At 70.8% G+C, this 26,244-nt stretch carries 36 protein-coding genes; 1 reads left to right on the forward strand and 35 read right to left on the reverse strand.

What is annotated here, in order from left to right; translation table 11 throughout:
- Positions 1 to 7: 7 nt before the first annotated feature.
- The 7 genes from KBX43_RS27435 to KBX43_RS27465 form a co-directional block, all read right to left on the reverse strand.
- Positions 8 to 1,546 (reverse strand): hypothetical protein, encoded by a 1,539-nt coding sequence (locus tag KBX43_RS27435; protein ID WP_210887941.1) that lies wholly within the window; start codon positions 1,544 to 1,546, stop codon positions 8 to 10.
- Positions 1,543 to 4,839, reverse strand: coding sequence for a phage tail tape measure protein (locus tag KBX43_RS27440; RefSeq protein ID WP_210887944.1), 3,297 nt, complete (start codon positions 4,837 to 4,839; stop codon positions 1,543 to 1,545). Before KBX43_RS27440 ends, KBX43_RS27435 begins: the two co-directional genes overlap by 4 nt.
- A gap of 4 nt (positions 4,840 to 4,843) precedes the next feature.
- On the reverse strand, positions 4,844 to 5,194 hold the full coding sequence (locus KBX43_RS27445; RefSeq protein WP_210887947.1) for a hypothetical protein: 351 nt from the start codon (positions 5,192 to 5,194) through the stop codon (positions 4,844 to 4,846).
- A 59-nt stretch (positions 5,195 to 5,253) separates the two neighbouring features.
- A complete protein-coding gene (locus KBX43_RS27450; RefSeq protein WP_210887950.1) occupies positions 5,254 to 5,799 on the reverse strand; it encodes a hypothetical protein in 546 nt (181 codons plus the stop codon).
- 109 nt (positions 5,800 to 5,908) lie between these two features.
- Entirely contained in the window at positions 5,909 to 6,388 is a 480-nt protein-coding gene (locus KBX43_RS27455; protein WP_210887953.1) for a hypothetical protein, read from the reverse strand.
- 1 nt (position 6,389) lies between these two features.
- A complete protein-coding gene (locus tag KBX43_RS27460; RefSeq protein ID WP_210887956.1) occupies positions 6,390 to 6,743 on the reverse strand; it encodes a hypothetical protein in 354 nt (117 codons plus the stop codon).
- Positions 6,744 to 6,754: 11 nt separating this feature from the next.
- Positions 6,755 to 7,090: a hypothetical protein gene (locus KBX43_RS27465; RefSeq protein ID WP_114918957.1), complete on the reverse strand. Its 336-nt coding sequence runs from the start codon at positions 7,088 to 7,090 to the stop codon at positions 6,755 to 6,757.
- Positions 7,091 to 7,172: 82 nt separating this feature from the next.
- On the opposite strand from KBX43_RS27465, the gene KBX43_RS27470 reads away from it, so the two are divergent.
- Positions 7,173 to 7,373: a hypothetical protein gene (locus KBX43_RS27470; RefSeq protein WP_210887959.1), complete on the forward strand. Its 201-nt coding sequence runs from the start codon at positions 7,173 to 7,175 to the stop codon at positions 7,371 to 7,373.
- Here KBX43_RS27470 and KBX43_RS27475 read toward each other — a convergent pair.
- The 28 genes from KBX43_RS27475 to KBX43_RS27610 form a co-directional block, all read right to left on the reverse strand.
- Entirely contained in the window at positions 7,370 to 7,780 is a 411-nt protein-coding gene (locus KBX43_RS27475) for a DUF3168 domain-containing protein (protein ID WP_282101091.1), read from the reverse strand. The genes KBX43_RS27470 and KBX43_RS27475 overlap by 4 nt on opposite strands.
- Positions 7,777 to 8,169 (reverse strand): hypothetical protein, encoded by a 393-nt coding sequence (locus tag KBX43_RS27480; protein WP_210887965.1) that lies wholly within the window; start codon positions 8,167 to 8,169, stop codon positions 7,777 to 7,779. Before KBX43_RS27480 ends, KBX43_RS27475 begins: the two co-directional genes overlap by 4 nt.
- Complete coding sequence (locus KBX43_RS27485) at positions 8,169 to 8,558, reverse strand: DUF6093 family protein (RefSeq protein WP_210887967.1); 390 nt, start codon at positions 8,556 to 8,558, stop codon at positions 8,169 to 8,171. The genes KBX43_RS27480 and KBX43_RS27485 overlap by 1 nt, the downstream gene beginning before the upstream one ends.
- Positions 8,559 to 8,569: 11 nt before the next feature.
- Positions 8,570 to 8,854, reverse strand: a complete 285-nt coding sequence (locus KBX43_RS27490; RefSeq protein ID WP_210887969.1) for a hypothetical protein — start codon at positions 8,852 to 8,854, stop codon at positions 8,570 to 8,572.
- A gap of 10 nt (positions 8,855 to 8,864) precedes the next feature.
- Positions 8,865 to 9,242 carry a hypothetical protein gene (locus KBX43_RS27495; protein WP_210887973.1) on the reverse strand — a complete coding sequence of 126 codons (378 nt, stop codon included), beginning with the start codon at positions 9,240 to 9,242 and terminating at the stop codon, positions 8,865 to 8,867.
- 57 nt (positions 9,243 to 9,299) lie between these two features.
- Positions 9,300 to 9,545, reverse strand: coding sequence for a hypothetical protein (locus KBX43_RS27500; RefSeq protein WP_210887976.1), 246 nt, complete (start codon positions 9,543 to 9,545; stop codon positions 9,300 to 9,302).
- Positions 9,545 to 10,609 (reverse strand): major capsid protein, encoded by a 1,065-nt coding sequence (locus tag KBX43_RS27505; RefSeq protein WP_210887979.1) that lies wholly within the window; start codon positions 10,607 to 10,609, stop codon positions 9,545 to 9,547. The genes KBX43_RS27500 and KBX43_RS27505 overlap by 1 nt, the downstream gene beginning before the upstream one ends.
- Positions 10,609 to 11,331, reverse strand: coding sequence for a hypothetical protein (locus KBX43_RS27510; protein ID WP_210887982.1), 723 nt, complete (start codon positions 11,329 to 11,331; stop codon positions 10,609 to 10,611). Before KBX43_RS27510 ends, KBX43_RS27505 begins: the two co-directional genes overlap by 1 nt.
- Before the next feature lie 56 nt (positions 11,332 to 11,387).
- Complete coding sequence (locus tag KBX43_RS27515) at positions 11,388 to 11,906, reverse strand: hypothetical protein (RefSeq protein ID WP_210887983.1); 519 nt, start codon at positions 11,904 to 11,906, stop codon at positions 11,388 to 11,390.
- Between the two features lie 70 nt (positions 11,907 to 11,976).
- Complete coding sequence (locus KBX43_RS27520; protein ID WP_210887986.1) at positions 11,977 to 12,894, reverse strand: hypothetical protein; 918 nt, start codon at positions 12,892 to 12,894, stop codon at positions 11,977 to 11,979.
- Positions 12,895 to 12,991: 97 nt separating this feature from the next.
- Positions 12,992 to 13,384 carry a hypothetical protein gene (locus KBX43_RS27525; protein WP_210887989.1) on the reverse strand — a complete coding sequence of 131 codons (393 nt, stop codon included), beginning with the start codon at positions 13,382 to 13,384 and terminating at the stop codon, positions 12,992 to 12,994.
- A 20-nt stretch (positions 13,385 to 13,404) separates the two neighbouring features.
- Positions 13,405 to 14,070: a hypothetical protein gene (locus KBX43_RS27530; protein ID WP_210887992.1), complete on the reverse strand. Its 666-nt coding sequence runs from the start codon at positions 14,068 to 14,070 to the stop codon at positions 13,405 to 13,407.
- Positions 14,054 to 15,472: a phage portal protein gene (locus KBX43_RS27535; RefSeq protein ID WP_210887994.1), complete on the reverse strand. Its 1,419-nt coding sequence runs from the start codon at positions 15,470 to 15,472 to the stop codon at positions 14,054 to 14,056. The genes KBX43_RS27530 and KBX43_RS27535 overlap by 17 nt, the downstream gene beginning before the upstream one ends.
- A 14-nt stretch (positions 15,473 to 15,486) precedes the next feature.
- On the reverse strand, positions 15,487 to 17,232 hold the full coding sequence (locus KBX43_RS27540) for a terminase large subunit (RefSeq protein WP_210887999.1): 1,746 nt from the start codon (positions 17,230 to 17,232) through the stop codon (positions 15,487 to 15,489).
- Entirely contained in the window at positions 17,210 to 17,674 is a 465-nt protein-coding gene (locus tag KBX43_RS27545) for a phage terminase small subunit P27 family (protein ID WP_210888001.1), read from the reverse strand. The genes KBX43_RS27540 and KBX43_RS27545 overlap by 23 nt, the downstream gene beginning before the upstream one ends.
- Before the next feature lie 46 nt (positions 17,675 to 17,720).
- A complete protein-coding gene (locus KBX43_RS27550; RefSeq protein ID WP_210888004.1) occupies positions 17,721 to 18,359 on the reverse strand; it encodes an HNH endonuclease in 639 nt (212 codons plus the stop codon).
- Between the two features lie 548 nt (positions 18,360 to 18,907).
- The gene (locus tag KBX43_RS27555) at positions 18,908 to 19,828 is read right to left on the reverse strand and encodes a hypothetical protein (RefSeq protein WP_210888007.1); all 921 of its coding nucleotides are present in this window, start codon (positions 19,826 to 19,828) and stop codon (positions 18,908 to 18,910) included.
- Positions 19,829 to 19,933: 105 nt separating this feature from the next.
- Complete coding sequence (locus KBX43_RS27560) at positions 19,934 to 20,170, reverse strand: hypothetical protein (protein ID WP_210888010.1); 237 nt, start codon at positions 20,168 to 20,170, stop codon at positions 19,934 to 19,936.
- Complete coding sequence (locus tag KBX43_RS27565) at positions 20,167 to 21,174, reverse strand: site-specific integrase (protein WP_210888013.1); 1,008 nt, start codon at positions 21,172 to 21,174, stop codon at positions 20,167 to 20,169. Before KBX43_RS27565 ends, KBX43_RS27560 begins: the two co-directional genes overlap by 4 nt.
- Positions 21,164 to 21,499 carry a hypothetical protein gene (locus KBX43_RS27570; protein WP_210888018.1) on the reverse strand — a complete coding sequence of 112 codons (336 nt, stop codon included), beginning with the start codon at positions 21,497 to 21,499 and terminating at the stop codon, positions 21,164 to 21,166. The genes KBX43_RS27565 and KBX43_RS27570 overlap by 11 nt, the downstream gene beginning before the upstream one ends.
- Positions 21,492 to 21,698, reverse strand: a complete 207-nt coding sequence (locus KBX43_RS27575) for a hypothetical protein (protein ID WP_210888021.1) — start codon at positions 21,696 to 21,698, stop codon at positions 21,492 to 21,494. Before KBX43_RS27575 ends, KBX43_RS27570 begins: the two co-directional genes overlap by 8 nt.
- A 202-nt stretch (positions 21,699 to 21,900) precedes the next feature.
- On the reverse strand, positions 21,901 to 22,266 hold the full coding sequence (locus KBX43_RS27580; RefSeq protein WP_210888024.1) for a hypothetical protein: 366 nt from the start codon (positions 22,264 to 22,266) through the stop codon (positions 21,901 to 21,903).
- A complete protein-coding gene (locus tag KBX43_RS27585) occupies positions 22,266 to 22,808 on the reverse strand; it encodes a hypothetical protein (RefSeq protein ID WP_210888026.1) in 543 nt (180 codons plus the stop codon). The genes KBX43_RS27580 and KBX43_RS27585 overlap by 1 nt, the downstream gene beginning before the upstream one ends.
- Positions 22,805 to 22,996: a hypothetical protein gene (locus KBX43_RS27590; protein WP_210888029.1), complete on the reverse strand. Its 192-nt coding sequence runs from the start codon at positions 22,994 to 22,996 to the stop codon at positions 22,805 to 22,807. Before KBX43_RS27590 ends, KBX43_RS27585 begins: the two co-directional genes overlap by 4 nt.
- Positions 22,993 to 23,409, reverse strand: coding sequence for a hypothetical protein (locus tag KBX43_RS27595; RefSeq protein ID WP_210888032.1), 417 nt, complete (start codon positions 23,407 to 23,409; stop codon positions 22,993 to 22,995). The genes KBX43_RS27590 and KBX43_RS27595 overlap by 4 nt, the downstream gene beginning before the upstream one ends.
- Complete coding sequence (locus KBX43_RS27600; protein ID WP_307851608.1) at positions 23,390 to 24,682, reverse strand: AAA family ATPase; 1,293 nt, start codon at positions 24,680 to 24,682, stop codon at positions 23,390 to 23,392. The genes KBX43_RS27595 and KBX43_RS27600 overlap by 20 nt, the downstream gene beginning before the upstream one ends.
- Positions 24,679 to 25,167 carry a hypothetical protein gene (locus tag KBX43_RS27605; RefSeq protein WP_210888104.1) on the reverse strand — a complete coding sequence of 163 codons (489 nt, stop codon included), beginning with the start codon at positions 25,165 to 25,167 and terminating at the stop codon, positions 24,679 to 24,681. The genes KBX43_RS27600 and KBX43_RS27605 overlap by 4 nt, the downstream gene beginning before the upstream one ends.
- Before the next feature lie 98 nt (positions 25,168 to 25,265).
- Entirely contained in the window at positions 25,266 to 26,243 is a 978-nt protein-coding gene (locus KBX43_RS27610; protein ID WP_210888035.1) for a hypothetical protein, read from the reverse strand.
- Position 26,244 lies beyond the last annotated feature (1 nt).

The raw sequence follows: 26,244 nt of genomic DNA on the forward strand, positions 1-26,244 counted from the left end.
GACCCCCCTAGTTGGCGAACAGGCCGACGTCGAATCGGCTCTGCGTCGGATGGTCGAAGATGAACATCGTGTCCGGGTCGTCCCGGCCGGTGTCGCCGAACATGCCCTGGTTGAACCCGGCCCCGGTCGTGTCGAACCGGAACGGATTCCCTGCCGCCGTCGGGATGCGCTCCACCATGAACGTCGTCACGTGGTCGCCGCGGCTCACCGCATGCTCGATGCGCTCTACCCAGCAGTCCGCGTCCAGCCCGGTACCCGAGTCAACAACCCGCACCCGATCCGACAAATCCCGGGCGAGCTGCTGCACCAGCCGCTGCGGGACGCCACCGCGGAACGTCACCGACAGCACCGGCTGCCTGCGCGCACGGCCGGCGAGGATGATGTCCGCGATCGCGATCGCGTCCGGCAGACCCGCCAGCGACGGCGCACGCTCCGACGGCCACGACTGGCGGCCCACATCGCTGATGCTCGCCGCGTCCTCCGCGTGGACCTCCACCTCGGTCTGTGTGGCCACCGGGTACGCGCGCACCGCCATCCCGTCAATCACCGCCGGGCCGCCCACCGCCGTCACGTACACGGTGGTGGACTGCCCCGACGTGCGCGACAGCGACGTCCGCACCGTGCCCGACGCCGGCGTGTAGTCGACACCCTCCACCGGCGCGACCGCCCCGAAGAACGGCTCACCAGAGCGGGCCGCGAGGGCGACGGTTTCGCCGTCGGCGAGCGCCCGCTGACCGGCCATCTGCCACACGGACTCCATCTGCCCCGACGCCACCCGCACCGGAACGCTGTAGGTGACGTCGTTGACCACGTCCCGCCAGCCCGGGTTGTACGACATCGGCGCCGAATAGCACGGCTCCACACCGCCCGACCGCCACGTCGCCTGCACCGTCCGCGACGCCGACCGCATCAGCCGGTGATGCCGGTCCCGGAACACGAACGTGCCGTTGATGTCCACCGACGCCCGGCAGCCCGGACCCTCCGAGTCGAGGATCTGCTGCAGCGCAGCGAACGCATCCACCCCGTCCGCCCACCACCACGGCAACGTCGACGCGCCCACGTCCAGGTCACGGCGGTCCGCCGGCCAGCCCGCCGCGTCGAGCAGCAACCCGATCGCCGCGCCCGTGCGAACCCCCGAGTACAGGGGCGTCGACAGGCGCACACGCTGCAGCCGCGCCAGCCCGTCCAGGGCGGTGACCTGCACCGACCGCTGGTCCGGGCCCGGCTGCAACTCGAAGTCGTCGACGTAGCCGCGCAGCAGCCCGTACGTGACCCCGCCGTACGTGGCCCGCACCCGCAACTCCCGGCCCGGCAGCAACCGGCCCGCCAGCGGCGACAGCGGGTTCTCCGGCGTGTAGTCCCGGCTGCGGTTGTCCAGCTCGAACTGGCCGCGCCCACCCGCGAGCGGGTCGAACGCGCGGCCACGCTCCCGCCCGTACTGCGCCGTCAGCGCGGTACCCCGGTCGAACACCCGGCCCCGCCCCACCCGGGGGAACGTGCCGTCGCCGGCCCAGTCGATGGACACCTCGTAGTCCGGCAGATTCATACCCGGCCCTGCCGTTTCAGGTTGTCCCACGCCCCGGCCAGCCAGTTCTCCGTCTCCACCTGCGAACCGATCACCCCATGGTTCTGCAGGGTGACCTGCACGACGGTGGTGCCGCCCGGCGCCGAGCCGACGCCGGGGAACACTCGCTCCGGGCCGCGCTCACCGAAGCTGTAGGAGTTGCCGGAGTGCAGGCCGTAGCCGTACACCGGCTCACCGATCACCCCACCGTTCGCCATCGCGATGTGGATGTGGTTGCGGTGCGCCTCCATCAACGACTCGTTGAACGAGCCCATGTTCCGGCCGCGCGTGTAGGCGTAGTCGCGGCTGTTCGTCCGGTGGATCAGCTCCAGCGGCCGGCGGGCGGCCAGGAACCCGGCGAGCCGGTCCTGGTTGAAGCCCATCCAGTCCACGGCCCGGCCCGACCCGTGCCACAGCGGATCACCCGCCCGGTAGCCGTTCCCGAACGAGCCGGACATCGGGCCGGTCGCCCGGATCAGCGCGGCGATACCCCGCCACACACCCGAGTCGCCCCGCTGCGCTCCCGGGCTCGACGGCCACGCCCCGAAATCGGGCATGACCGCCTCGGCGACCTCACGCCGCGACGGGATCCGCGTCTTCGCCGCCGTCGTCGGAAACGGCAGACGCACCCGCCCGCCACCGTCGTAGCCGGCCACCTGGCCGGTCGCGTTCATCTCCTCCAACAGGCCCGGATGCCGCCGCTCGATCTGCTGCCGCGACTCCTTGCGGATGACGAACTCGTCGGCGTGCACGATGCCCGCCGGCTCGTACTTGCCGCCCGGCCCGGTCCAGCCGCCGGCGTGGTAGTCCTTGCCCTGGAACGGGCCCTGGAAGTTCGCCGGGATCGTGCCCTTCTTCAACGCCTGCTGGTACGTCGACAGCCGCTTCAGCCGCTCCAACGCCACCGGATAGCCGACCACATCCACCAGTGCCTTGTAGCTGCCGTCGAACGCATCCGCCTTGCCCTTGGCGTCCTTCAGCTGCTTGTCGGCGGTGGTGACGCCCGGCGCCGACGCGGACGCCTTGTACTCGCCGTCGTACTTGTCGGCGTCCGACTTGGCCTGCCGGAACTGCTTCGCCACGTCAGCGATCTGCCGGTCCGTCAGGCCCGCCGCCTCCAGCGTCGCCCGCAGCGCCGGCGTCATCTTCCCGTCGAACGTCGAGGACAGCTCGCCGGCCTTGCCTTGCAGCTCGATCGCCGCCTCGGCCAGCTTCCGGGTCGCCTCCTTGGCCTCCGTGCTGTTCCGCCCGTGCTCCTTGATCGCCTTCGCGGATTCCTTCTGAGCCTCCGCCAGCTTCTGCTGGGCGCTGAGCAGCCCAAAAACCGGGTCGACCTCGCCCTTCATCATGGTCGACAAGACCATCAGCGCCTCGCGCTGCCCGTTCACCGCGGCGGTGGCCGCCTCCGTCGCCGACTCGAAGTCCAGCGTCTTGCTCGTCAGCGCCGCTGTCGGGGACACCGCTTCCTTCGTCGCCGACGCAGCCGTCTCGATCGCCGCCGCGTACTGCGGGAACAACTTCCGCAGCTCCTCCACCGACACACCACTCTTGCCGGCCTCGGTGGCGAGCCGGTCGAACGCCGCCTTCGCCGCATCCGCCTTCCCGGAGGAGACGAGCTGCGCGAACGCCGAGTCCATCGCCTCCACCCGCTCCCGGGTGCGCGTCAGCGACGTGTTCGTCGAGTCGAGCCCGGGCACCAGCCCTTCCAACAAGTCCTGGCCCCAGCGGGTGAACTTCCGGCGATCGTTGTCCGTGTCCGCCAGGAACTTCAGCCCCGTGTTCAGGTCAGCCATGTCGGCGCCCAGCACCCGGGCGGCCTCACCCGCGAGGGCACCCGACTGGCCCCACCGCTCCAAACCCGTCGCCAGCGCATCCACCTGCGGCGACAGGTCACCCACCATCTTGTTGACGATCATGCCCGCGACCTGGAACGCCGCGAACGCCGCCGCCGCCCGGCCGGCCCACTTCGACGCCGTCTCCAGCCCACGCGCCGCCCGCGCACCCGCCGGACCGGTCGCCTCCAGCTCGGCCCGGAACTCGGCGTTCGCCCGCCGCACCTTCACCCAGCCGGCGCCGAGCAGCATCGTCGAGCCGCCGAGCGCGGCCAGCACCGTCAGGGTGCTACCCACCGCCGGAGGCAGGTCGGCCAGTTCGTTGACAACCCCGTCGAGGCCCTGCGTCAGCACCCGCAGCCCACCGTTGGCGCTGGACGACGACTCGATCGCCAGGGTTTCCAGGGAGCCCTGGAGGCGTTCGATGTCACCGGCGAGGTTGTCGGTGCGCATCCGCGCGGTCTCGGCCGCGTAGCCGGCGTCGTTGGTCTTGTCGATCCACTCCTGGATGCCTTCGGCGCCCTCCTGGTAGAGGACGCTGGCGGCGCGGATCGCGTCCTGCCCGAAGATGGTGGCGAGCGCCGCGTTTCGCTGCTCCTGGGTGAGCCCGGCGAGCTGGGTCTTGAGCTGCCCGGCGAGGTTGACGATGCCGACGAAGTTGCCCTGCGCGTCGTAGGCGTTGATGCCCAGCTCCTGCATGAGCCCGGCGGCCTTGTCGGTGGGGTTGGCCAGCATCAGCAGCGCGGTCTTCAGCGACGTGCCGGAGTCGGAGCCGAGCATGCCCGCGCTGGCGAACGCGGCGAGGGTGCCGGTGGTGTCCTCCACCGTCAGGCCCATCTGGTGCGCGACCAGACCGGCCTGCGACAGCGCGTACCCCATGTCGTGCACGGAGCCCTGCGCCTTGCCGGCGGCGGCGGCGAGCAGGTCCGCGATGTGCGGGACGTCGGAGCCTTCGAGGTTGAACTGGGTCATCGCGCTGGCGGCCGTTTCGGCGGCCTCGGCGACGTCCAGCCCGCCGGCGGCGGCGAGGTCGAGGGCACCGCGGAGGCCACCGCCGAGGATCGCCGCCGTGGACACACCGGCCTTGGCCAGCTCTTCGATGCCCTGCGCCGCCTCGGTCGCGCTGTAGGCGGTGTCCGCGCCGGCCTGCAACGCGGCCTTGCGGAGCCGCTCGATGTCGGCGGTGGAGGCGTGCGTGGCCGCACCGACGGCGGACATTTGCTTCTCGAAGTCCATGCCGAACTTGATGGCGGCGCCGGCGAGGCCGAGGAGTCCGGCTCCGGCGATGGCGGCGGAGTCGGCGACCTGGTCGAGGTGCCCGCCCTTCGCGGCCTTGTCCATTTCGCCGGTGAGTTGGCGGGTGGCGGTGCCAGCCTGCTTGAGGCTGTTCATGTAGCCGCCGACTTCGGCGGTCAGCTTCACGCCAACGACACGCAGCGCCACCCCGTCACCCCCGCGTCTTCAGCGTCCACAACCTCGCAGCGGCGTACGGGCTGGGCTTCTTGCCGTCGTTCGCCGCCCGCTGCGCCTCGATCAACGTGAGCTGCGCCCGGCACGTCGACCGGGTGACCTCGAACTGGGTGCCGGTCTCCTCCGGCGACGTGCACTCCTCGATCGGCCCGCCGTGCAGCGGACACAACCCCGCCCGATACAGGCCGAGGGCTTCCATCCACGCCTGCTGCGTCTGATCCCACTCCGTCTCCGGCTGGGACCACGACCGCAGCACACGGCCCTCGCTGTCGTACTCGTACTCGGTGACCGTGACGGGCTCCCACCCGCCGAACCGCTTCGGGCTCACGCCCAGCCGCTCAGCCGCCTCCAGCCGTGCCCGCAGAGCCGGGTCGGCGGCGATGCGGCTTACGAGAAAGGGAGGCTGATCGAGAACCGCGACAGGCGAGCCACCGCGTTCGCCGCATCAGTGATCTGCGGCTCGGTCAGCTTGCTCCGCGTCGACTCGTCCCCGAGCAGCAGCCGCCAGTCCTCGTCATCGAGCTGCGGCTCAACCGTCGCCGCACGCAGCAGCGCGCGCGGGAACGTCGAGGTGTTCCAGACCGCCTGCGCGTCGCGAGGGTCGGCCTCCTCGGTGCCGGTCTTGCGGCGCGGCGGGTGCTCGTCGACCAGGCGCTGCCACTCGTCGCCGTCCAGCGCACGCAGCCTGAACGTGAGCGCGCACTCGTCGAGCTGAGCGCGGATCTCCTGCATCCGCTCGGTCAGCCGGTCTCGCTCCGGGCTGCCTTCCAGCGAGTCGCCCGGGCCGCCTTCCTCGACGACCTTGTCGAGACGCTCCTGGAGCGCCTCGTACTCGTCGATGAGGCCGACGTCCACGCCGAGGTAGACGGTCACCGGCTTGGTTGGCGGTCCGGATCGCCGGATCCGCTCCTTGATCGAAATCTTGTCGGTCATGACTCTCCCGTCCCGGGTCCCGGATGGAGTGCCCGGCCGGCTCCGGGACAGGACCGGCCGGGCACGAAAAAACCGCCCCGAAAGGCGGCAGTCAGAGAGAGGGGATCAGTCAGGCGACCGCGGCGCGCAGCGCCGGGCTCGACGTGATCTTCAGCGGGATCTCGTACCGCTCCACCGTGTTCGGCTCCGGGTCCACCCGCGCCACCTCACCACACAGCGCCGGATACACCTCCACCTTCTGCCCGGTCGCCCATGCGTTCGACGCGGCCACCGACCGGCGCACCACCAGGTAGCCGGCCGCGTCCCGCACCAGCGTGTCGAAGATCGTGTCCGTGCCCGACTGCTTCTTCAGCCGCAGCATCGTCCCCGAGAAGCTCGTCCGACCGTTGACCGTGGTCGAGAACGTCGAGTCCAGCGCCGACGTGTCCACGTCCGCCGTCTCCGGCCGCAGACCCACCAGCCCGTCCGCCGTCAGCGTCGACTGCAGCAGCATCCCGGCGTTCAGCTCGGTCGTGGTCGGCGCGTTGATGTTCGCGATCGACGGCACCCAGGCAACCCGGGTCTTACCGTCAGCGGTGATGTCCGGCACGTCACTTCCCCTTCGTGTTACCGCTGGCGGCGGCCTCGGTCGTGTTGGTGGTGCTCTGCGCCGCCGGCCCACCCTGGACCGCGGCGACGTCCACGAGCTGCTCGTCGTGCAGCACGTCCACGGGCTCCGGCGGAGCCGACGGCTCCCAGCCCAGCGCCCGCCACGTCTCCACCACCCCCGCCGCGAACAGCTGGTGCCCGCCGTGGTCGGTGTGGCGCATCCACACCCGGCCCTCACCGGTCGGCTCGGCCGTCTCCGACCAGCCGCGCGGCACCCACCGGTCCCGCTCCTCGGCACCTTCGACCAGGGCGTGCGCGCCGTAGCCGTCGGTCAGCCAGTACTTCGTCTTCGCCATCAGAGCGCTCCTCAGCAGCGGATCAGCTTGTAGGTCACCGACGTCGCCGAGGACAGCGCGACCGCCGCGACACCGGTAGACGGGTTGACGTGCGCCGGAGACAGTCGGAACCAGCGGTCCGACCCGGCCGGGACCGCCTGCGCCACCGCCGTACCGGCGTTCCCCACCGCGGTGAGGTTCGGGTCCGCCAGCGTCACGTTGATCGACGAACCGCCGCCGTTGATGACGTTGAGCAGCGCGCCGTTGGAACCGATGTCCGAGCCGGACACCGTGTCGGACGTGGTCATCGCCGCGCCGGTCACCGTGGTGGCCGTGCTCGTGACCGAGGTTGCGGTGAGCAGCGCCATCCGGCGCACCCCCTTCTCTTGATCGGATATCCGCCCTCTTGGGGGACGGTGCTACTGGCGCACGCCCGGTACGGTGCGCGGCATGACTGAGCAGCAGCACGAATCGCGGTGGTCCCTCACCCACACCGGCAACCGCGTCGCCCTGGCAGTGCTCATCGGCGCACTCGTCGGATGGATCGGCTCACTCGCCGGAGCAACCGGCACCGCGCACGTCCTCGTGTTCGCGCTGGTCTTCGGCATCACGTACGGGGTGCTGACGTTCGTCGCCAAGCGCTTCTTCTAGGCCGGCACGCTTTCGAGGCGGTAGATGTCAACCCGATCCATGATCAGCGTTCCCGTCGACTCGTCACGCTGAGGCGGCGAACCCTCCTCGCGGCGGATCGGGAAGCACGCACGCCCGGCGATCGACGGCGTCACATCCAGCAGCGCCGCCCGCACCCGCTCACCGAGCGCCCGCGCCGCCGCCGCGTTCCCACCCACACAGTGCGCCCACACCCGCAGCACGAACCGCTCCGAAGAGCCCTCCAGCGGCCGGGAGTCCGGCAACTCCGGGTCCTCGTCGCCGAAGTACAGCAGCACGTACGGCGCGTTCGTGCCCGTCGGCACCGCACCATCCAGCACCCGCAGCGGATTGCCCGGGGCGGCGGCGAGCAGGGCCAGCACCGCGTCAGCGTGCGCCCGAACCGTCATCGCCCCTCCAGCAGCCGCACCGCCAGGTCTTCGAGCGCCCGCTCGAACCGCGGCGCCTCAGCCTGACCAGCCGGCAGCATGTGCGGATGCGGCGGCGACGTCGGCGACCCGTTCTCCAAGATGCTGCCCAGCGAACCCTGCCCCTTGCCGACCTCCGGGCCGATGTCCGCGCTGATGTCCGCCATCCGGCGCCGCGTCTCGTAGGTGATCGCGTACGGGTAGCGGCGCACGTGCCGGCCGATCCGCTTCGCCCGCGTCTGGGCGTCCTTCTTCACGTTGTACGCGCCACGCCCGACGACCTTGGCCACCTCGTCCGGGCAGTCCATGACCGCCTGGTCGATCTCCTTCGCCCACTGCCGGACCTCGCTGGCGTCCATCCCGGCGCCCATCAGCTCGTCCGTTCCGTGACGCCCACCCTGCGGGCCGTGGCGTGACTCTTGTGCGCCAGATCCCGCACCAGGAACACGCGCCCCACCAGATCGGGGTCATGCACCGACGCGGTCACCTTCACCTCGTCGCCCGCCTCCAGCCCGACCACCGACATCGGCAGGTGCACCTCCAGCCGCAGCATCAACTGGAAGTCCTCGCCAACGTCCTCCTGGGCCGCCTGCGTCGACCGCTGCTGCACCCGGCAGCGGCCCTCGTACACGTCCTCGTAGGTGACCACGACGTTCCCGTCGTCGTCGGAGCCCTCACCGGTCCGCCGGCGCACCTCACAGGCGTCCACCATAAGCGCCTCGGCGGCGGCGCGGCCACGGGCCAGCAGAGCATCCAGCACCACGCCACCCCCTACGGTCGGACCACCACACCCGAGACAGGACGCGCCACCACACCCACCGGCGCGCTGATGGTGGTGTCGTCCGCGTCGAAGACACCACCGCTGACGGTCTTGTTCGCCAGCGCCGCCGACGTGCCGTTGATCGTGCCCCCGGCCGTGGTCACGTCCGAGACGAACTTGTGGCTGGCCGAGAACGTGTAGCCGCGCACGAGCGCCACCTTGATGACCGCCGTGTCCAGGTCGATCTCACCCGCGATGAACCCCTCGACGGCAGGGGTGAAGTAACCGTTCGCCACCGTCAGCTCCTCAACAGGCTCGCACCGGCCGCCACCCGGCCGGTCTGATCGTGAACGCGCCCCCCGACGGGACGCCCGCAGCGGCGAGCACCAGCGCCCGCTCCGCCTCGGTGAGCACAGCGCCGCCGACGAACTCCGTCGCGTACGTCACCGAGTAGTCATCCACCTGCTCCGACCGCACCCCGCCCGGATTCAGCAGCGCCCGACGCGCCACCTCCAACGCGACCGGCAGGAACGGCGACAGATCCGCCATCGCGTCGAACCGGGCCGCCCCGACCTCGGCGCGGATCAACGCCGTCGCCAACGACCGGGCCAACTCCGCCGACGCCTGGTCCAGATCCTGCTGCATGTACGAGGCGAGCTGAGGGAGCTCGAACAGGTCAGCCACCGCTCACCTCCAGTTTGGTGGGCCGGACGGCACCCGCATACCGCCCGGCCCCGCCCATCACCGACCCGACGCCCGCCGGGTTCGCTTCGCCGTCGGCGCCGCCTGCTCCGGCTCGTCGCCGTCCGACTCGCCTCCGTCGGCGCGGTCACCGTCGGACCGCTCCGGCTGCTCCGAGCCGCCGTCGACCAGGTGCGCGCCGACCAGCGACGACGCCCAACCGGGCACCTCACCACCCGACGCCAGCAGCACCACCTCACCCGTCTCCGGGTGTGTCACCAGCGTGTTCGCGTTCAGCCGGCCCATCAGAGCACCTTCACCGACATGACCAGGTCCGGGTCCGTCAGCACCGGCATCGCGATGCCGGCCACCAGCGTCCCCGTGTGGACCGGGTTCTCCGACTCCATCGCCACCGCGACCAGGCCCGGCGCGTTCTCCTCGCCCAGCGCCTGCGCGCGGACCAGCTTCTTCGCCTCCTCGGTCGTCCCCCACTGGGTCTGACCGACCGCCATGCCGCCCTCGTTGCCCGGCTCCTCCGGCAGGATCACGATCCGGTCGTCCGGGATCACCCGCCGCATCGTGCCCGTGTGGTCCGGCACCGCCGTGTCGTCCACGATCACCCGCGGCAGCTCCCGGTCCACGAACAGCTGACGCAGCTGCGCCGTCCCGATCGACGGCGGCGCACCGATCAGCGAACCCAGCAGGTTCCGGAAGTCCGGGTCCTTCAGCAGCACGTTCTTGATCCGCGTGGACATGATGATGACGCCCGGGTTGACCTCCTGGCCGGTGGTCGTCCGGTACGTGGTCGTCAGCGCGTCGAGCTGCCCGAACACGTCCGGGCTGCCCGCGTTCCACAGCGTGCTCGCGGTGGTGAAGTTCTGCGCCGGCATGCCGAAGTCCACGCTGCCGAGCTGGAGCCGGTTCTCCGGCGCCGACGGGGTGCCCACCGTCACCTTGCCCGACCAGATCGCCTCGCCCTGCGCCAGCATGATGCGCTGGAGCGCACCACGGGTCAGGGTCAGCAGGTCCTGGTCGAACACCGCGGCGATGGCGTCCTCGTCACCCGACGCGCGGGCGGCGTCCAGCAGCTGGGAGTCCTCCTCCAGCAGCCACATGATGGCCGACATCGGCAGCATCCGACCGGTCACCTCGGTCATCTCACCGCGGTCCAGCGGCACCGCCGGGGTGTTCCACGGCCGGAACGGGATCGCCCGCCGCAGCGACCGCGCCGACCGGCGGAACAGGTACCGGTGGTCCCGGCGCTGCACCGCGGGCAGCCACCGCTGGAGGATGCCACCGGGGAACGGGATCTGCCGCGCCGCGAGGGTCAGCTCCTCCGGATCGGTCAGTTCGAGAGCCATGGTGGCCATCAGGCACCCACCTTGTCGAAGTAGATGTTCGGGGACAGCTCGGCACGCGCCTGCGCGTCGAAACCACCGTTGGCGGGCAGGAGGTCCTCGTACACCCGGCCCCGGTAGTAGAGGGCCGCGTCCACGTGCCGGCCCGACCGGACCTGCTTGTCGTCGAGCAGGAAGCCCTTCGCCGTCTCGGTGCCGCCCGACCCGAGGTCGGTGCCGCCGCCGGTCGCGGTCGCCACGGTCACGGTCGGCGTGGTCCCGCCGGTCAGGGCGCCGCTGTTCGCGGTCATCTGCGCCACGTTGGTGTTCGCCAGCGCGCCGGTGAACGTCACCGACACCGCGCTGCCCGGGTGCGGGCCACCGGAGGTGGTCACGTTCCCGGCGCCGATGTTCGACAGCGCCTCCAGGGCGGTGCGGACCTGCGCGGCGGTCGCGTTGTACGGGATCGCCGCGGTGGTCTGACCCGAGTAGGTCAGCGTGTAGGTGCCGCCGGTCGGGGTGCCGGTGATGGTGACGGTCTGGACCTCTTCGGTGCTGCCGCCGTACGGCGCCCAGCGGCCGGTCGCGGTGACCTGCGCCAGGCACGCACCGGACGGGATGTTCCCGTCGGTGTAGACGGCCAGCACGGCGTCCGCGTCGAGGGTGATGGGTGCACAGTCGACCGGGAACTCGGCCGCCCAGCTCGGGCCGCCGGCACGCCGGGTCGTCTTCGTCACCCCAAGATCGCTGTACATGGGTGTGATCCCTCATCTCTGGGTGGTGACCCCGACGCGAGCGCCCCGGGGGTCGTTCAGGTGTTCTTGATGCCGAGCCGCTCCAGCCGCTTCGCCGCCCGGTCCTGCGCCGACGGCCTCCCACCGCCGCCGCGGGAACCCTGCGACGGGTCCGGCTTCGGCGTCGGCTTCGGCGCCGGCACGACCGGGGCGGTCGGGAACGTCGCGAGGATGTCGTCGGCGTCCGCCTCCAACTCCTCCCGCGTCGAACCGACCAGGCGCTTCGCCTGCGCCGGCGTCAGGCCCTTCTCGGCCGCCACCTCCAGGCGCAGCAGCTTCTGCTCGGCCTGCTGGGCGCGCTGCTCGAACTCGGCGAGCCGCTCGGCGGTCTTCTCCGCCTCCGACTTGTCGCGGTCCTGGTACTTCTTCAGCTCCGCCTGAGCGGCCTTCAGCTCCCGCTCCGCGGCACGGACCTTCTGACGCTCCTCCTGGAGCGCCTTCTTGCCCGGGTCGCGCAGCTCCTCGGGCTGCTGGCTGGCCTGCTCGTCGGGCTCCGTCGCGGAACCCTGCTCGGCCTGGGTGTCGTCTTCAGCCATCGCGGCTGCTCCTTGCATTCGCCCCGCCCTCGCGGCGGGGGACGTCATCAGGTGAGGTCTCGGACTGCGGTCACCGCCGCAGGGCGTAAACCTTCTCGCCGCCGAGAAGCGGAGCGCCTTCGGGGCCCTTCATGTGCGGAGCGATCCATGTCGGGCGATGCACACCCCGAGAGGGGAGCCACTGCTGCCGCCAGTGCCCTCGCACAACCCACCGGTGCCGCCACTCGCGATCTGCGCCCTCGCCGCTTCCGCCCTGCGCCGCCTGCCGCCGGAGCGTGATCACCCGCACGGCAGGGGGCTCCTGGCCCTGCCGCTCGATACGTCGGCGAGCCGCTCTGTCGTAGGTGGCCTCGCCTACGGATGCGATGGGTTGAGCCATGAGCAGCCACACCGCCTTCAGCGTGGCTAGGAGGCGAGCTTCGGCACTCTTTGGGTCGGTCATCGAGATCGGCGAGCCGAGTGATCCGACCGTCTCAACCTGCTCGACACTGAAGGGAGCAGGTGTGAAGAAGGCAAGCATGAGGCGCGGCGAACCATCCGGTATGTACGTGTAATCCTTGATCGAGTCTCGCTCCACGTACCAGTTGATCCACAGTCCGCCATCGGGCCAGCCGCCACTACCCAGATGAGGCCGCCAAGTGGCCGCGCGGATACGCGCCTTCGGGAAGCCGGACGGGAGGGCTGGCAGGTCATCGAAGTAGATGAAGCCGTGCTCGGATGGCACGTCGTCAGGCTGAAGGGTCCAGACCGGCATCGACTCTCGCGCCACCGAAGCGAGCTCGCACATGCCGTCAGTGACATAGAACAGCTCGGCCTGAGTCAGGGTGTTGCTCTCGACCAGAGCCTTCGCCTTCCCCATCTTGATGGGGTCGGCAACACCTATGGCGGCAGCGCCACGAGTGAAAGCTCGCTCGCCGTGGCCACCCACGGACATGGTGTCCCTTAGCTCATCGCGCAGCAGCGGCAGATCTACCGGTCGGATGTGCATGGAGCCTCCCGAGAGATGCGGGAGCCCCGACGCTCGGGACGTCGGGGCTCCCTACCTGCGGTAGCTACTCCGCAGGATGTCGATGGGTTATCGCAGGTCAGTCGGTCAGATAGCCGAAGCGCCGCAGCAATCTGCGGGCCTCTGTTCGATCATTGCCAGCGATGGCGATCACTGATTCAGGCATCAGCCGGGGCACCTTCGCCGACCGGTACCGCTGGCCCTCGACCTTCTGGCCGGTCTGCTTCGCCCCCAACCGCACGCCAGCTACACCGCGAGTCGTCACACCCTCAGAGGTGATGTACAGCTGTCGGCCGTACACGTCGACCGCCTCCAACCGGCCACGATCCCGGCCACCACGCAGCATCCGCGCCTCATCAGCCGTGATCCGCGCACCCGCAGGCGTCAGGCCGCGAGCACCGCGCCGCGCGTTCACCACCTGGCCGATGTCCGCGCCGAGCCGGATCGCCTCGGCGCCCGCTTTCGTGAACACCCGGTCCTGCTCGGCTTCACTCAGGCTGGCGAAGTACCGCTTCGGGTCGGTGCTGACCTCGTCGGCGGTGTCCTCCCGCGCCGGCACATGTACGCAGTCGCCCCGGGTCTACAACGCGGGTGTCTGTCGAAACCCGCGTTGTAGGCGTACCACCTCCCCGCGAGGATCGCGCACCGCGAGCACCCGCCACCCACCAGCATCCGCCGATACCCCGGCACATCCCGCGCCACCGTCGCCACCTGATCCGCGACCCGACCCGCATCCGCCACCTGCGTCCGCACGATCATGTCCAGACCCGCGCCGCCACCCGCCAGCGCCTGCCCCACCGACGCACCGTCACGGATCCCCGACAGGGCCCGGATCGCCGGCTGATACAGCAGATCCGACAAGTCCCGGCCGTCCGAGGCGACACCCGCCAACGCCGAAGGCACCACACTGCCCACACCAGCCGGGTCGATGCCCTGCGCGTCCAGCACCGCATCCAGGTACCGGTCCGCCTGACCGGCCGCCGCCGTCTGCGCACCGACCAGCACCAGCAGCAGCCGCGGCACCAGACGCAGCCACGACGGGCCGATCCGCGCCGGATCCACCTCGCCCCACAGGCGGGCAGCCTCACCCGCCACCGCCGCGCCCAAACGCCGCCGCAGAGCCGCGTGATCCCGAGCCACCTCAGCCGGCGACGGCATCAGCCGGCTCCACCGGCGCCGCTGCTGGCTGCGACGGCAGGCTCCGCGCAATCTCCAACACCGGGTCAGCGGCCCGCTCAGCGTCCCGCAGCGCCTTCAACTTCGCCCGCCTGGCCGGGGAGTAACCCATGTCCTCCCACGCCGCCTCAACCGGCAGAATCCCGGCGCTCACCAGCTTCACCGCCGCGTCGGCCGCCTGCGCCCGGGTCGGAGTCGCCGCCGAGCGCCACTTCGTCTCCAGCTGCTTCATCCGCGGATCCCACTCGCCATCACGGATCCGGACGCCGATCTCCTGCACCCGCTCCCACGCAGCCTCGGCGCCGACCTCGAAGTCCTCCACCTGCTTGATCAGCCGCGACTCGTCCGCCAGGATCCCCTCCGCCGACGGCGGGTTCGTCGTCGCCTGCCCCAGATACCGCATCGGCAGACCCGTCACACCCGACACCAGCGCCGCATAGTGGTTCACGATCCCGGAGAAGTTCGCCAGGTCAGCCGCACTCAGCGAACCGATCTTCGCCTCGGGATTCTTCAACGCCCACACCGCGCCGAAGTACGCCTCCCACGCGGTCAGAACGTTGCCGTCCTTGTCCTTGAAGTCGTCCGGCTGCGCACCCACCACATACCGCTGAGGCACCGCCAGCGCCTCAGTCGCGATCTGCGCGTTCGTCAACGCCCGCGCCGCCGCGTCCGTCAGGCCGATGATCCGGGCCATCGCCGACCGGCCATGACGCCGCGACAGCTGAGCCCGGTTCGTCAGCGGCACCACCGGCACCACACCAAGCTCATGCTCGTCCCGGTCCACCTCGACCCACGTCGCGTTGCGCCGCTCCAGCCACACCGTGACGTTCGGCTGGTACAGCGTCGCGTGCGCGACACCGTCCTCGGTGTAGAACTTCGCCGCCGCGACCGGCTGCCGGGTGCGAGGCGACAGCTCCACCGCCATCTCGTTCGACGACTCGACCGTGATCAGCGGCGTCGCCGCCTCACGCGACCGGTCCTCGTCCCCGCCGTCCGGAGACGGAGCATCCGGGGAATCGGCGTCGCCGGCGCCGACCACGATGAACGCCTGACCGAACTTCAACGCCTCCAGGTGCGCGAGCTTCGACTCGCGATCCAGGGCGTTCGCCTGCCAGATCCGCCACAGATCCGCGTCGCTCTCGGTCTCGTCCGGAAGCTCGAAACCCTCCAGCGTGATCCGCTCCGCGAGTGCATCCACGTACGTGCCCGGCCAGGCCACGATCGTCAGGAACCGGCGCAGCTCCGGCGGGATCGCCAGCCCGAGCTGCTCGACACGCTGCTCACCCTCGTAGTAGGCGTCGAGCAGCCGGTTACGGCGCTCGGCCCGACCAACCTTCAGGTACAGCCGGGCGAGGACGGTCTTCTCGTCGTCGGAGAGGGGCACGCGACCTCCTCCGGCTACCTGAGCACCATGATTGTTGTGTCCTGCTCTTCCTGCGCCTGCGGGCGGCGCAGGAAGCCGTCCAGCCCGGTCGTCATCGCCGCGATCCCGTCGATGCGGGCCTGCGACTTCGCCCGGTCCGGCTTCACCAGCCGGTAGTTGTCCTGCCCGTCACTGCGGGTCTCCACCACCGACGCCATCCACCGCGTCACCGGGTCACCGCCGTGACGCAGCCGCCCGCCCTGCTGCTCGCCGCCGGAGCTGCCCAGCAGCCGCATCAGCTCCTTGACGCTCGGCGACTGGCCGATGTAGGTCTGCGCCACCGGAACCACAGCGACGCCCTTCAGCTCGGCGTCGATCTCCTGCACCATCTGGCCGGCGAACATCCGGTCGTAGGAGATGCGCTGCATGTCCAGCACCGAGCAGTCCGCCAGGGCCACGTCGCGGACCTTCATGTAGTCGATGACGTTGCCCTCGGTCGCGGTGATCCACCCCTCGTCGACCCACCGCGCCAGCGGCACCTGCAAGTGCCGCTCCAGATCCTCGACCCGGTCCTCCGGCACGAAGTAGTGCCACAGCATCTCCAGCTCGACGCCCGGCTGCGTGGACTCCACACCCAGCCACCACGCCGTCAGGTCCGACACCGCGGACAGGTCGAACCCGCCCCACGCCCGCCGACCCTTCAGCCGCGCCAGGTCGACGATCCCCGCGCAGTCGTCCCACTGGTTCAGGTCGATCAGCCGCGACCGGTCCCGCATCCGCCGGTTCAGGTGCAGCCGGCAGAACGTCGGGAAGTACGACGGCGTCGTCTCCGCCTTCCGTGCCTCCTTGCGCAGGTACGACACCGACGGCGACACACCCAGACCCGGGTTGGCCTTGCGCCACGTCGACTCCGCGAACGGGTCGTCGGTCTCCTCGGCCGCCCAGATCACCCCGTAGTGCGTCGGGTCGTCAACGATCCCGTCAGCCACCTTGCGGGTGTAATTGTGCTTCTCGTCGTAGATCGAACCCTCGGTCGCCTCATCCGCCGTGGTGATGAAGATGACCAGCGGCTGAGACCGGGCGCCCGTGCCCGTCTCGATCGCGTCGACCAGGTCCCGCCGCTTGTGCACGTGCACTTCGTCGACCACGGCCCCCGACACGTTCAGGCCGTGCGCCGCTTCGGCGACCTTGGACAGCACCCGGAAGACGCCGCCGAGCTTGTTGTCGACCACCACGTCCGCCAGAGGGCGCACCCGCTTTCGGGCGTGCGGCGACGTGAGGATCATCTTCTTCGCGTCATCGAACACCCGGCGGGCCTGCATCTTGTCGCCCGCCGCGGCGTACACCTCGGCGCCGACCTCGCCGTCGGCCAGCAGCAGCAGATTCCCGAGACCCGAGGAGATGGTCGACTTTCCCGCCTTCCGGGGAACCTCGATCCACACCGCCCGGACCACCCGGACAACCGCGTCGACCTCTTCGTCGTAGCGGACCCAGCCGAAGACCGGAGCGATGATCCATACGACCTGCCACGGCGACAGGCCCTGGCCGAGCCGCAGAGGCAGCCCCGCCCATCGGCCCTTTGTGTGCTTGAACGACGCCAGCCCGCGCATCGCCTTGCGCACCCGATCGACGTCGAACCAGGCGCCCTCGGCCTGATCGGCCTGAAACGCCACCACCAGTGGTCGCGCGGCCAGCGCCTCGTCGATCTGCTCCTCGGTCAGGCCCAACTCGCGCAGCGCCTGCCGCGGAACCGGCAGCTCAGTCGAACGGGTCGTCGTCATCGTCGTCCTTCGGCGGGGAGAACCCCGTCCGGGCCGACGGCGACAGACCCAGCTCCCGGATGTACACCTTCAGCTGGGCGCGGTACTGGCTCACGATCGTCGTCGCGCCGTTCTTCTGCCAGCCCCGCTCGCCCTCCATGAGCAGGCCCCGGGTCGACAGGTCCCGCTCGCACTGGTCGATGCGGGCCACGCAGAGGCAGTAGTCGTGCAGCAGCGTCGCGTCCACCGCCGCCAGGCCGACGGCGTGCTTCAGCACCGGAACGATGCGGCGCCACTCCCGGCGGGCTACCTCACGCGCCCGCCGGTTCAGCGCCTGCAAGTTCTTGTCCCTGACGACGGGGAACACGTCCGTCCAGTCGGGCTCGTCGAGGTCAGCCGGCGGCAGCTTCACGCTCTCCGGCACGGGCCGCTTGCCCGGGTTGCCCTCACGTACGACCTGCAAGACCGGCTTCTTACGAACCGGATCAGCCATCGCTCATCACCGTCCGTTAGTCCACAGCCCGCGCAAAGTCGATCAGTCGCGGCGGTACGCGCAGCCCTCCCCGGTGGTCCGGGGCTTGGGGCACCCCCCGAGGGAGGGTGCCAGGGGTGTCACGCTCCGTCACCTCGCACCGGTCTTGCTTCGCGGCGTTGCACCCGAGGTGACTGCACTGAACGTTCGCCATCGTGTGCTGACCGCCTCGCGACAGCGGCACCACGTGGTCCACGGTCGGGCTGCTCGGGTCGAACGGCGACGCGGTGGCGTCGACCGGGAAGCCGCACAGCTGACACGTCCAGTTGTCGCGGACGAACACGTCGGTGCGGTCGAACACCTCGATGACCGTGGCGCCCGCGCGACGAGCGCGCAACGCCGCGTCGTTGGCCCAGTCGTACTGGCCGGTCATGCCGGTGGCTACGCCGTGCTGGAGCAGCGTGCGGCAGGTGACCGAGCAGGTAGGCCGGCGGTCGCTCTTGGCGGGCCGCAGCACCTGCGCTTGGCAGACGGTGCACGCCGTCTCGACGGCGGCGTGGCGGTTCGGCTGGTGGCGCTGGTTGTAGTGCGTCGAGCACAGGCCACGTGCCCGCAGCGCGCCGTCACAGCCGGGCTCGGTGCAGGTCTTCTTTGGGGAGTCGGCTCTGGTTCTCATGGGTTCCTCCCGGAAAGGCGGAAGCCCCACGCCGGGAGGGACGTGGGGCTTCCTACCTGCGGTAGCTACTCCGCAGGCTGTCTTCGGTCGTCAGCGGGCATTGAACCCGCCGGGCTGATGCTTGGCTGTCTCCTTGCCGTGGCAGCTCGCACAAAGCGGCCTGAGCCGGTCCTCGGTGTCCGGGTCCTTCACGCCTTGGGCGATCAGGTCACGCCGGCTAACCGGGTAGTGGTCGGCGACGGTGGCCGGTGCGGGGCAGAGTCGGCACGTCGGATGGCGCTGGAGGAACAGCGCGCGGCGCCGCTGCCACAGCGAGGTGTAGCCGCGCTGCTGTCTGCTGCCTCGTGCCTGGTCTGCCTCGCGTCTATGCGTGCCGCATCGGCCGCCTGCTGTGAGTTGTGGGCATCCAGGCGCTGGGCAGACGCGCAGGGCGCGGGGCATCTCGTCACCCCCGGGCATGACGAAGCCCCGCCGATCGGGGGATGCGGCGGGGCTTCGGAGACAATGGTGGCGCTGTAGATCCATCGTCCGCACTGCTCACAGGGTTGTCAAGCTGCGACGCCCACCGCGAGCCGGGATACCACCTGCCGCACCTCACCCACCCGGTACAGCGGCCTGCCACGCTCATCCACACCGTGCGACACGATCCGCCCACGAGCCGCGTAGTTGCGCACCATCGACGCCGTCACCGGCCGGTCCAGCACCGTCAACGCCGCCGCGATCAGCGAGGCATGGGCGAGCACCTCGTCGGCTTCACCGAGCAGCCACACCCGACGCTCTCGCACGTCGTGGCGGTTCTTGCAGGCCGGGCACTTGACGGCGCCGTCGTCGGTGCGCGCGTACAGCTCCTCCATGCACACGTCACCGCCGTCGATGGGCGTGTAGCAGGGCCCGGCGTACCACAGCGGCGGCGGGGCATCCACGATCCGGGTGAGAGTCGCGCCGGCGGCGCCGAGCTGGCTGATGGCCTCTTCGGCTTCGGGCCGGTGCCGCAGCCACTCCAGGTGGCCGAGGAGGAACGCGGCGGCCCGCGCGACGGGGTGCGGCACCAGCCGGCCGTAGATCACCGAGCATGATTCATGACGACAAACGCCCTGAGAGCCACACAGAGGCCCGAACGCGGGCTCAGGCATAGCCGGGTATACCCCTCGCGTTTCCGCGACGTGACGGGCCCACGTGACGATGTCGTTCATCGCCCGGTCGCCGCGCTGCCTCGCTCCCGCATCGAACGGCAGTGGCGTCACCCGCAGCCCACCGTCCGGGCGACCGTCGGGGTCATCGTCGGGCATGAGGCGTCCGTGCCGGTCGGAGTAGCGGGCCAGCCGCGCCACCGTGGTCTCGACCTCCCCCGCTACCTGGACGACGTCGCGCAGGTAGCGGGCCGCGGTGGTGTCGACGCAGCGGGGGCACACGTAGGCGGTGTCGCGAACGGGGTTGCCGCACAGGTCGCAGGTGGTGTCGGTGCTCATCAGGTCCCCCCTTGTAGGCTTGCCGGTGGTTGAGCTGGCCGCCCGTGGGGTGTGCTGCTCTGGTGGGGCCGGACCTGGCGAGGGATCCGGCCCCACCGTCGTCTGTCAGTCCTTCGGCACTTCGTCGACCAGCGGTTTCGTCCAGAACGCGTCTCCGCGCCCCCGGGCCGCCTTCCGCTTGCGTCGCGCGATGGCGAACCGAGCACCCCAGCGGGTGATGGTCACGGTGCACACGCCGCCGGTCGGCTCGGTGACGGTGTAGCGGAACGGAAACTCACGGGTGTCGTAGACCTTGTACGTGTCGCCGTCGTGAAGTCGATTCCATTGCTCGGCGTCGTTCACAGCGGGGTTCCTTCCTGGTCGGGCATGTGGCGGCTCCACCGGCCCGCGAGCCGGTACGCCGCGCTGCAGCTCGGGTCGTAGTGGGAGCGGTCGTAGCCGCGCGTCGTGTCCGTGGACGCGTGGCCGACGTCTTTGGCGACCTCGTAGATGGACACCCCGTCGGCGAGGGCGGCGGTGACGTATGTGGCGCGGGTGGCGTGCGGGTGCATCCGGTCGACCACCTCGGCCGGGAGTTTCGCGGCGCGGGCGAGCCGGCGCAGGAGGAGCCGGATGGCTTTGCGGTCGAGCCGGCGGCCGTTCTCGGTGGCGATGAGCGGCCTGACGGGCGTGATGCCGGCCTGACCGGCGAGGACGACGGTGCCGGTGTGGTGGTCGCGGCGGCCGGTCTGGTAGCGGTCGAGCCGGTTCTTCACCTCGGCGGTGAGCACCACCACCCGGCCTTTGCCGCCTTTGCCGTGGACGTGCAGCACCGTGTGTCCCCGATCCACCCCGAGGTCGGCCTGGTTGGCGGCGAGGAGTTCGCCGACGCGGATGCCGGTGCCGAGGAGCAGCCAAACGATGGCTGCGGCCCGGGCGGTGTCGAGGTCGGCTTGGCGGAGGAGGGCGGCGGCGTGTTCGTCGGACAGGGCGGCGGCACGTCGTGGGGCGCGGACGGGGCGGCTGGTCTTGGTGAGGGCGGCCGGGTTGCGTTCGACGACGCGGTGTTCGATGAGCCAGCCGTAGAACGAGCTGACGGCTCCGAGGCGGCGGGCGCGGCTGGTGCCGGCTTCTCCGGTGCCGTTGCGCCCTCCGTGCTCGCTGAGGTGGCGTTGCCAGCGTTTGATGTCGGCGGGCCAGGCGGTGAGCGGGTTGATGCCGTGCTGGATGCACCAGGTGAGCCAGTGGGTGATGTCGCGGCGGTAGGTGGCGGCGGTGAGGTGGTTGCGGAGGCCGTCGAGGTAGACGGCGAGGAGCCGGGCGAGCGGGTCGGCCTCGGCGGGCAGCGGGACAAGGTCAGTCGTCATCGCTGCGTCCCAGCTCTCGATCGCAGGGGCCCATGCCCGCGCAGCCAGCGCAGCAGCACCGCCCGGTCGCCTCGATGTCGTTGACCGGCTCGGCGGGCAGCAGCCGTCCGGCAACCGCCAGGGCATTCAGCGCGGCGCGGGCCTCGACCTCGGGCAGGTCGACGTTGTACAGGAAGTCGCTTCTCGGCGGCGTGGACGAGTTGATGAGTGCGAGCGCAACCAGTCGCACGTCGGCGTCGGTGTAGGCCACGGTGTTCTCCTTCGGGCGGGTGCCGGGCCGGGCGTGCGGGTCGCCCGGCTGCGGCACGGCGGCGAGGTCAGTCACGGCTGGACCTCGCGGCCTCGTGCTCGGCGTCAAGATTCGGGCAGATGTCCCGGGCGCCGACCCGTTTCCATCCGCGCTCGGCGAAGTCGGCACGAGTCGCCGCGAGCTTGCGCGGCTCGTCCACCTCGGGGACGTAATCCTCAGAGAACTCGCAGACATCGCACACGAGGCCGTAGAGCTTCATCACGTAGTAGCTCACTCGGGATCACCTCCTTGATCAATCCGTAGGTGCAGAACAGTGCTTTCGGTGGTACGGCGGTGCGGCCACGGGTGCATGCACTCGTTCGGGTAGTCCGGGCAGGCCCGGTCGGGCGCGGCCATCTCGGTCTCCTTGGTCGCTGGTCGGGTGGTGGCCGGGCCGGGCGTGAGGGTCACCCTCGGCGGGATCGGGGCGAGCGCGGTCATTCGTCATCGCCTTCCAGGTAGCCCCAGCCGTCCCAGGGGTCGTTGTCTGGGTCGAACGGCCGGTAGCGGTCGCATGTCGAGTCGCCGGCGTGTTCCGCCTCGCTCTCGTCGCAATCCGGGGCGGGGGTGGCGGGGATGGGGTGGGAGTCCCAGCCGCAGCCGGGGCAGGGGCCGCTGTCGGCGCCGTGGAGTTCGTTGCCGCAGTAGCCGGGGTCGGCCGGGTCGGGGTGGGTGGCGAGCGGGTCGGTGAGCATGTGGACGGCGGCGCTCAGGTCGGGGTCGTCGCCGAGCTGAAGCCAGCCGCGGAGGTTGGCCAGTACGGCGGTCTGTTGCCGGTCGGTGAGTTGCTCCCAGCGGCCCATCACGCCACCGCCAGGGTCAGGTCGGGCCACTGGACGGCGTCGAGGGCCTTCCGGTTTGCGGCGGGCATGTCGCACATCGGGTGGCCGAGGTGGTCGGCGGCCATCGCGGCGAGCCACAGCGCGTCGGCTTCGTCTTCGCCGCCGTCGAACCAGGGGAAGCGGCGGGCGACGGCGAGCATCATGGCGGCCTTGTCGGCGTTGCCCTTGCCGGTGGCGTACCGCTTCAGCGAGGTGGGGTCGACGACTGCGAACGGAATCTTGTTGACCCACAGCCGCTGAGTGGTGAGCCACCAGAGCCCTGCGCGCTCGTGGTGGCCGCGTTGGATGCCGGCGCGCTGGGTTCCGTAGGCGGGCCCCTCTACCGCAATCAGGTCGCAGCGGTGGGCGAAGTCGCCGATGCGGTCCTCGATCCACTGGAGGCGTTCGTGGCCGCGGAGCTTGGCGGGTGGGCGGATGGTGTCGGTCCAGCCGTTGCCGGCGATGCCGGTGCAGGTGAGTGACAGGTCGAGGCCGATGACGCGGGGCGGGGTCGGCTGGGTCATGGCTTCACCTCGGCGGCAGTCGGGGCCTTCCACTGGCCGCTCTCGGTGGCGGCGACCTGGTCGCGCTGCTCAGTGGTGAGCTGGTTGCGCCAGTAGGTGGGCGAGTTGGGGCAGAGCTGGCAGGCGGGGATGTGGCCGGCGGGTCCGGGTTTGCCGGGGAAGTCGCAGGCGGCGGTCGGCTGGGTCATGGCTTCTCCTTCGGGGCGAGGGTGCGGCGTAGGCGGTTGAGGGCTTCGCGTTGCCGGGCGGCGAGGTCTTCGTCGGCGGCTTGGGCGGCGAGGTGGTCGAGGTATTTGGCGGCGAGGGGACCGACGGGCTCGGGCTCCGTGGTGGCCGGCGCGGTGGGGGTTTTGTTGATCTCCCCCCTCTCGGGCTCACGTTCCGGCCTCCCTATAGAGAGGCCGGAAAACGTGAGTTTCCGAGGGAGGGGCCGCGTGAGTTTCTGTGAAGCTGCGCGTGAGTTTCTGACCTGCGCAAACTCGGCGGACGTATCGATGCGTGACTTTCCCCGTGAGTTTTCGTCGGGAGGGGCCGTGTGAGTTTCCGCGTGAGTTTCTTCGACACGCTCCGCACCCGTCATGTCACTGCCCGTATCGGTCATCGGAAGGCTCCTCATCCCCCGTCCACGACGCCGGAGCAGCCGCGAACCAGCGGTCCCCCTGCCCCCGCCCGCCCTTCCCGTCATTCGCCGCCCGCTCGGTCAACAGGCCCTGCTTGACCAGCTCGCGCAGCTTCCGCCGGGCCTTCTCCACCTGGGCGTTGGTCGGCTTCTCCGCCGAGAAGATGCAGCCGGCCGCCTCACGCGCCGACACACCTGTGCTCGCACACCGGCGGGCCAGAGCAACCACGTCGGTGTCCTCGTCGTGGAACACCTCTGCCAGCCCGGTCGTCCGGTTGTGCAGCACCTTCAGCGGCCCGACCTCGTTCATCGGCTGCTTCAGGTGCACGAAGTCGATGACCGGGTCGCCCGGCTCGCCCCACAGCAGCACCACCGACCCGGCGCCCGACGTCAACCACGTCGACCCGTAGATGCCGTTGATGTTGTTCGGCTTCCCGCCGTCGGCGCCGTTCTTCACCACGTGGTGCAGCTCGACCAGCTGCACACCCTCGGCGAGCGCCAACTGGCGGGCCCGGTTGTATCCGGCACCCACCTCGTCCTTCGACAAGCCCACCGCGGCGTCCTTCAGCGAGTCGACGAACACGACGTCGGCGCCGTGCTGCTGGGCGAGCCGCAGCAGGGAGGCCGGGTCGGCGGCGAAGTCCGACGGCGGCGGCCCGGACCAGAAGCGGAGAATCTCGGCGAGGAGCTCCCGCTCGTCGGTGTTGCCGGCGAACATGCGGCCGAGGTTGCGGCGGGCCTGCTCGGGCCGGTCCATGGCCAGGTACAGCACCCGCTGCTCGCACGGCTCCACCGGGAGGCCGAGGACTTCGTGGTGGAGGCCGGCGACCGCGCGCAGGAGCTGCCCGGCGATGGTGGTCTTCCCGACGCCCTGCGGTCCGGCGATCATGAGTGCTTCGCCGCGGGCCCACAGGATGTCCTCACCCTTGCCCCACAGGGCGGGGGGTGTGGGTGGGAGGTCGAGGAGGAACGTGGCGCCGTCGTGGACGCGGGCGGCGTCGTCGGCGGCGGCCTTGGCGAGCGCGGCCTGCTCTTCGGCCCACATCTGCTCGGCGGCGTGCCGGGCCTTGATGAGGGTGAGCTGCCGGTCGGTCTCTTCGTCCTGGCGTTGCTTGCGGCGGGCGGTGAGCACGTCGGCGCGGGCCTGGTCCTCTTGGCGCTGCCACGCCTCGTGTTCGGGCGTGCCGGCGTCGTAGGGGTTGGGCTCGGGTGGCGCCACGGTGTCCATGCCCTCCCACAGGTCGATGTCGGTCACGCCGCCACCTCAAGGTGCCGGACTGGGCGGCCGGTCTCCCAGTCGACGGCGCCACCGGGGTGGTCGTCGGGCCGCGGCTGGCGGGCGGCGCGTTCGGTGGCGCGCTGGTCGACGGCGCGCTGCGCCCACCAGGTGGCGTCGGCGGCGGTGAGGTTGCCGCGGACACCGCGGCGCGGGTCGGGCTGGCGGCGGGGGCCGCTGTAGGCGAAGCGGATGCCCTCCCACACCTCGGCGAGAGCGCCTTCTTCGCCGTCGCTGATGCCGTCGGCGTAGCCGGTCTCGTAGGCGAGCTGCCAGAGGGCGGGGTCGTCGGCCTGCTCGGCGGCGTCGATGCCGACTTGGAGGGCGAGGCCCATGAGGTAGGCGACCTGTGTGCGGGTGAAGGTTTCCTGTCCGCTGGTGAGTGCGGTGACGGCGCGTTGGGCGGCCTGGTCGTAGGGCAGGGTGTGGACCTCTGCGGTGTGGTGCGGGGTGGTGCTGTTCATCAGGTCCCCCCTGGTCTGGTTCGTGGTGTGCGGTGGTGCCGGTCTGTCGGAGCCCTGCACCGACCGGTGTGGCCGGTGCGGGACTCCGGCGGGCCGGATCACGCGGCCTGCCGGGCGCGGCGGTCGCGGCGGATGCGGGTGCTCGGGTGCGGAACGGCGAGGGCGGGTTTGGGCATGGCGGGGATGCCTTCGCGGTTGCGGAGCTGGTTGACGGCGTTTTGGCCGCGGGTGCGGCCGATGGGTCCGTCGTCGGCGCCGGGCCAGCGGAGGTGGTCGGCGATCTGCTGGTCGGTCATGCGGGTGGCGAGCCTGCGTACGGTTTCGACGAGGTCAGGGCGGTGGCCGGCGATCTGTGCGTGGGTGAGCCGGCCGTCGACGGCGAGGCCGACGGTGATCGGGTCGTAGGCGTCCGGGTCGGTCGGCTCCTCGGAGCCGAACTGCGGCTGCGCCTCGGGGTCGTCGATGGTGTCGTCGTCCCACGCCATCGGACCGGCCCAGCCGCGCCGGGCGGCGTACGCGCGGGACCGCTCGCACGCGCCTGGGACGGTGGCGAGCCGCTCGTAGAGGGCGGCGATGGCGCGGTGGCGGGGGGTGATGATGTGCGGGAATCGCTGCTGCCGCCACCGGCGCACCGACTGCACGTCCACGCCGAGTTCGCTGGCGAGCTTCGCCACGGGATGTCCGATGGCGGTGAGGGCCTGGAGGCGTCGGGCGGCGCCGATCGCGTTGACCACGTCGTGGCCGGTGGGGTGGCGGCGGCTGACGGGCACGGCGAGGATCGCCTTGAGGGTTTGGCTGTGGATCTGGGTGACGACGCCGGCGCGTAGCCGGTGGATGACGGATCGGGAGACTGAGGCGGCGGCGCCGATGCCGCGTCCGGTCCAGCCTGCGGCGGTGAGTTCGGCGATGTGTCGGCGGGCGGGTGCGGCGTCGACGATGCCTTCCCAGGTGCCGTAGGCGAGGCCGCGTGTGCGGGCTCGGCCGCGGGCGGCGGCGCGGTGCTGGCAGCCGCGGCAGCCGGCGGTGTAGCGGGAGTGGTCGTCGCAGGTGATGCGGCGGGACTGGTCGTGGATCATG

It is taken from the genome of Micromonospora sp. C41 (genome assembly GCF_018070485.1).
GTDB classification, from domain to species: Bacteria; Actinomycetota; Actinomycetes; order Mycobacteriales; family Micromonosporaceae; genus Micromonospora; species Micromonospora chalcea.

Bases quoted from the DNA above. Each gene is read 5' to 3' on its own strand.
- KBX43_RS27435 (WP_210887941.1), bottom strand. From the start codon at position 1,546: ATGAATCTGCCGGACTACGAGGTGTCCATCGACTGGGCCGGCGACGGC.
- KBX43_RS27450 (WP_210887950.1), bottom strand. From the start codon at position 5,799: ATGACCGACAAGATTTCGATCAAGGAGCGGATCCGGCGATCCGGACCG.
- KBX43_RS27460 (WP_210887956.1), bottom strand. From the start codon at position 6,743: ATGGCGAAGACGAAGTACTGGCTGACCGACGGCTACGGCGCGCACGCC.
- KBX43_RS27465 (WP_114918957.1), bottom strand. From the start codon at position 7,090: ATGGCGCTGCTCACCGCAACCTCGGTCACGAGCACGGCCACCACGGTG.
- KBX43_RS27470 (WP_210887959.1), top strand. From the start codon at position 7,173: ATGACTGAGCAGCAGCACGAATCGCGGTGGTCCCTCACCCACACCGGC.
- KBX43_RS27475 (WP_282101091.1), bottom strand. From the start codon at position 7,780: ATGACGGTTCGGGCGCACGCTGACGCGGTGCTGGCCCTGCTCGCCGCC.
- KBX43_RS27480 (WP_210887965.1), bottom strand. From the start codon at position 8,169: ATGGGCGCCGGGATGGACGCCAGCGAGGTCCGGCAGTGGGCGAAGGAG.
- KBX43_RS27500 (WP_210887976.1), bottom strand. From the start codon at position 9,545: ATGGGCCGGCTGAACGCGAACACGCTGGTGACACACCCGGAGACGGGT.
- KBX43_RS27505 (WP_210887979.1), bottom strand. From the start codon at position 10,609: ATGGCCACCATGGCTCTCGAACTGACCGATCCGGAGGAGCTGACCCTC.
- KBX43_RS27510 (WP_210887982.1), bottom strand. From the start codon at position 11,331: ATGTACAGCGATCTTGGGGTGACGAAGACGACCCGGCGTGCCGGCGGC.
- KBX43_RS27515 (WP_210887983.1), bottom strand. From the start codon at position 11,906: ATGGCTGAAGACGACACCCAGGCCGAGCAGGGTTCCGCGACGGAGCCC.
- KBX43_RS27520 (WP_210887986.1), bottom strand. From the start codon at position 12,894: ATGCACATCCGACCGGTAGATCTGCCGCTGCTGCGCGATGAGCTAAGG.
- KBX43_RS27530 (WP_210887992.1), bottom strand. From the start codon at position 14,070: ATGCCGTCGCCGGCTGAGGTGGCTCGGGATCACGCGGCTCTGCGGCGG.
- KBX43_RS27540 (WP_210887999.1), bottom strand. From the start codon at position 17,232: ATGACGACGACCCGTTCGACTGAGCTGCCGGTTCCGCGGCAGGCGCTG.
- KBX43_RS27550 (WP_210888004.1), bottom strand. From the start codon at position 18,359: ATGAGAACCAGAGCCGACTCCCCAAAGAAGACCTGCACCGAGCCCGGC.
- KBX43_RS27555 (WP_210888007.1), bottom strand. From the start codon at position 19,828: ATGAGCACCGACACCACCTGCGACCTGTGCGGCAACCCCGTTCGCGAC.
- KBX43_RS27565 (WP_210888013.1), bottom strand. From the start codon at position 21,174: ATGACGACTGACCTTGTCCCGCTGCCCGCCGAGGCCGACCCGCTCGCC.
- KBX43_RS27580 (WP_210888024.1), bottom strand. From the start codon at position 22,266: ATGGGCCGCTGGGAGCAACTCACCGACCGGCAACAGACCGCCGTACTG.
- KBX43_RS27585 (WP_210888026.1), bottom strand. From the start codon at position 22,808: ATGACCCAGCCGACCCCGCCCCGCGTCATCGGCCTCGACCTGTCACTC.
- KBX43_RS27590 (WP_210888029.1), bottom strand. From the start codon at position 22,996: ATGACCCAGCCGACCGCCGCCTGCGACTTCCCCGGCAAACCCGGACCC.
- KBX43_RS27595 (WP_210888032.1), bottom strand. From the start codon at position 23,409: ATGACCGATACGGGCAGTGACATGACGGGTGCGGAGCGTGTCGAAGAA.
- KBX43_RS27605 (WP_210888104.1), bottom strand. From the start codon at position 25,167: ATGAACAGCACCACCCCGCACCACACCGCAGAGGTCCACACCCTGCCC.
- KBX43_RS27610 (WP_210888035.1), bottom strand. From the start codon at position 26,243: ATGATCCACGACCAGTCCCGCCGCATCACCTGCGACGACCACTCCCGC.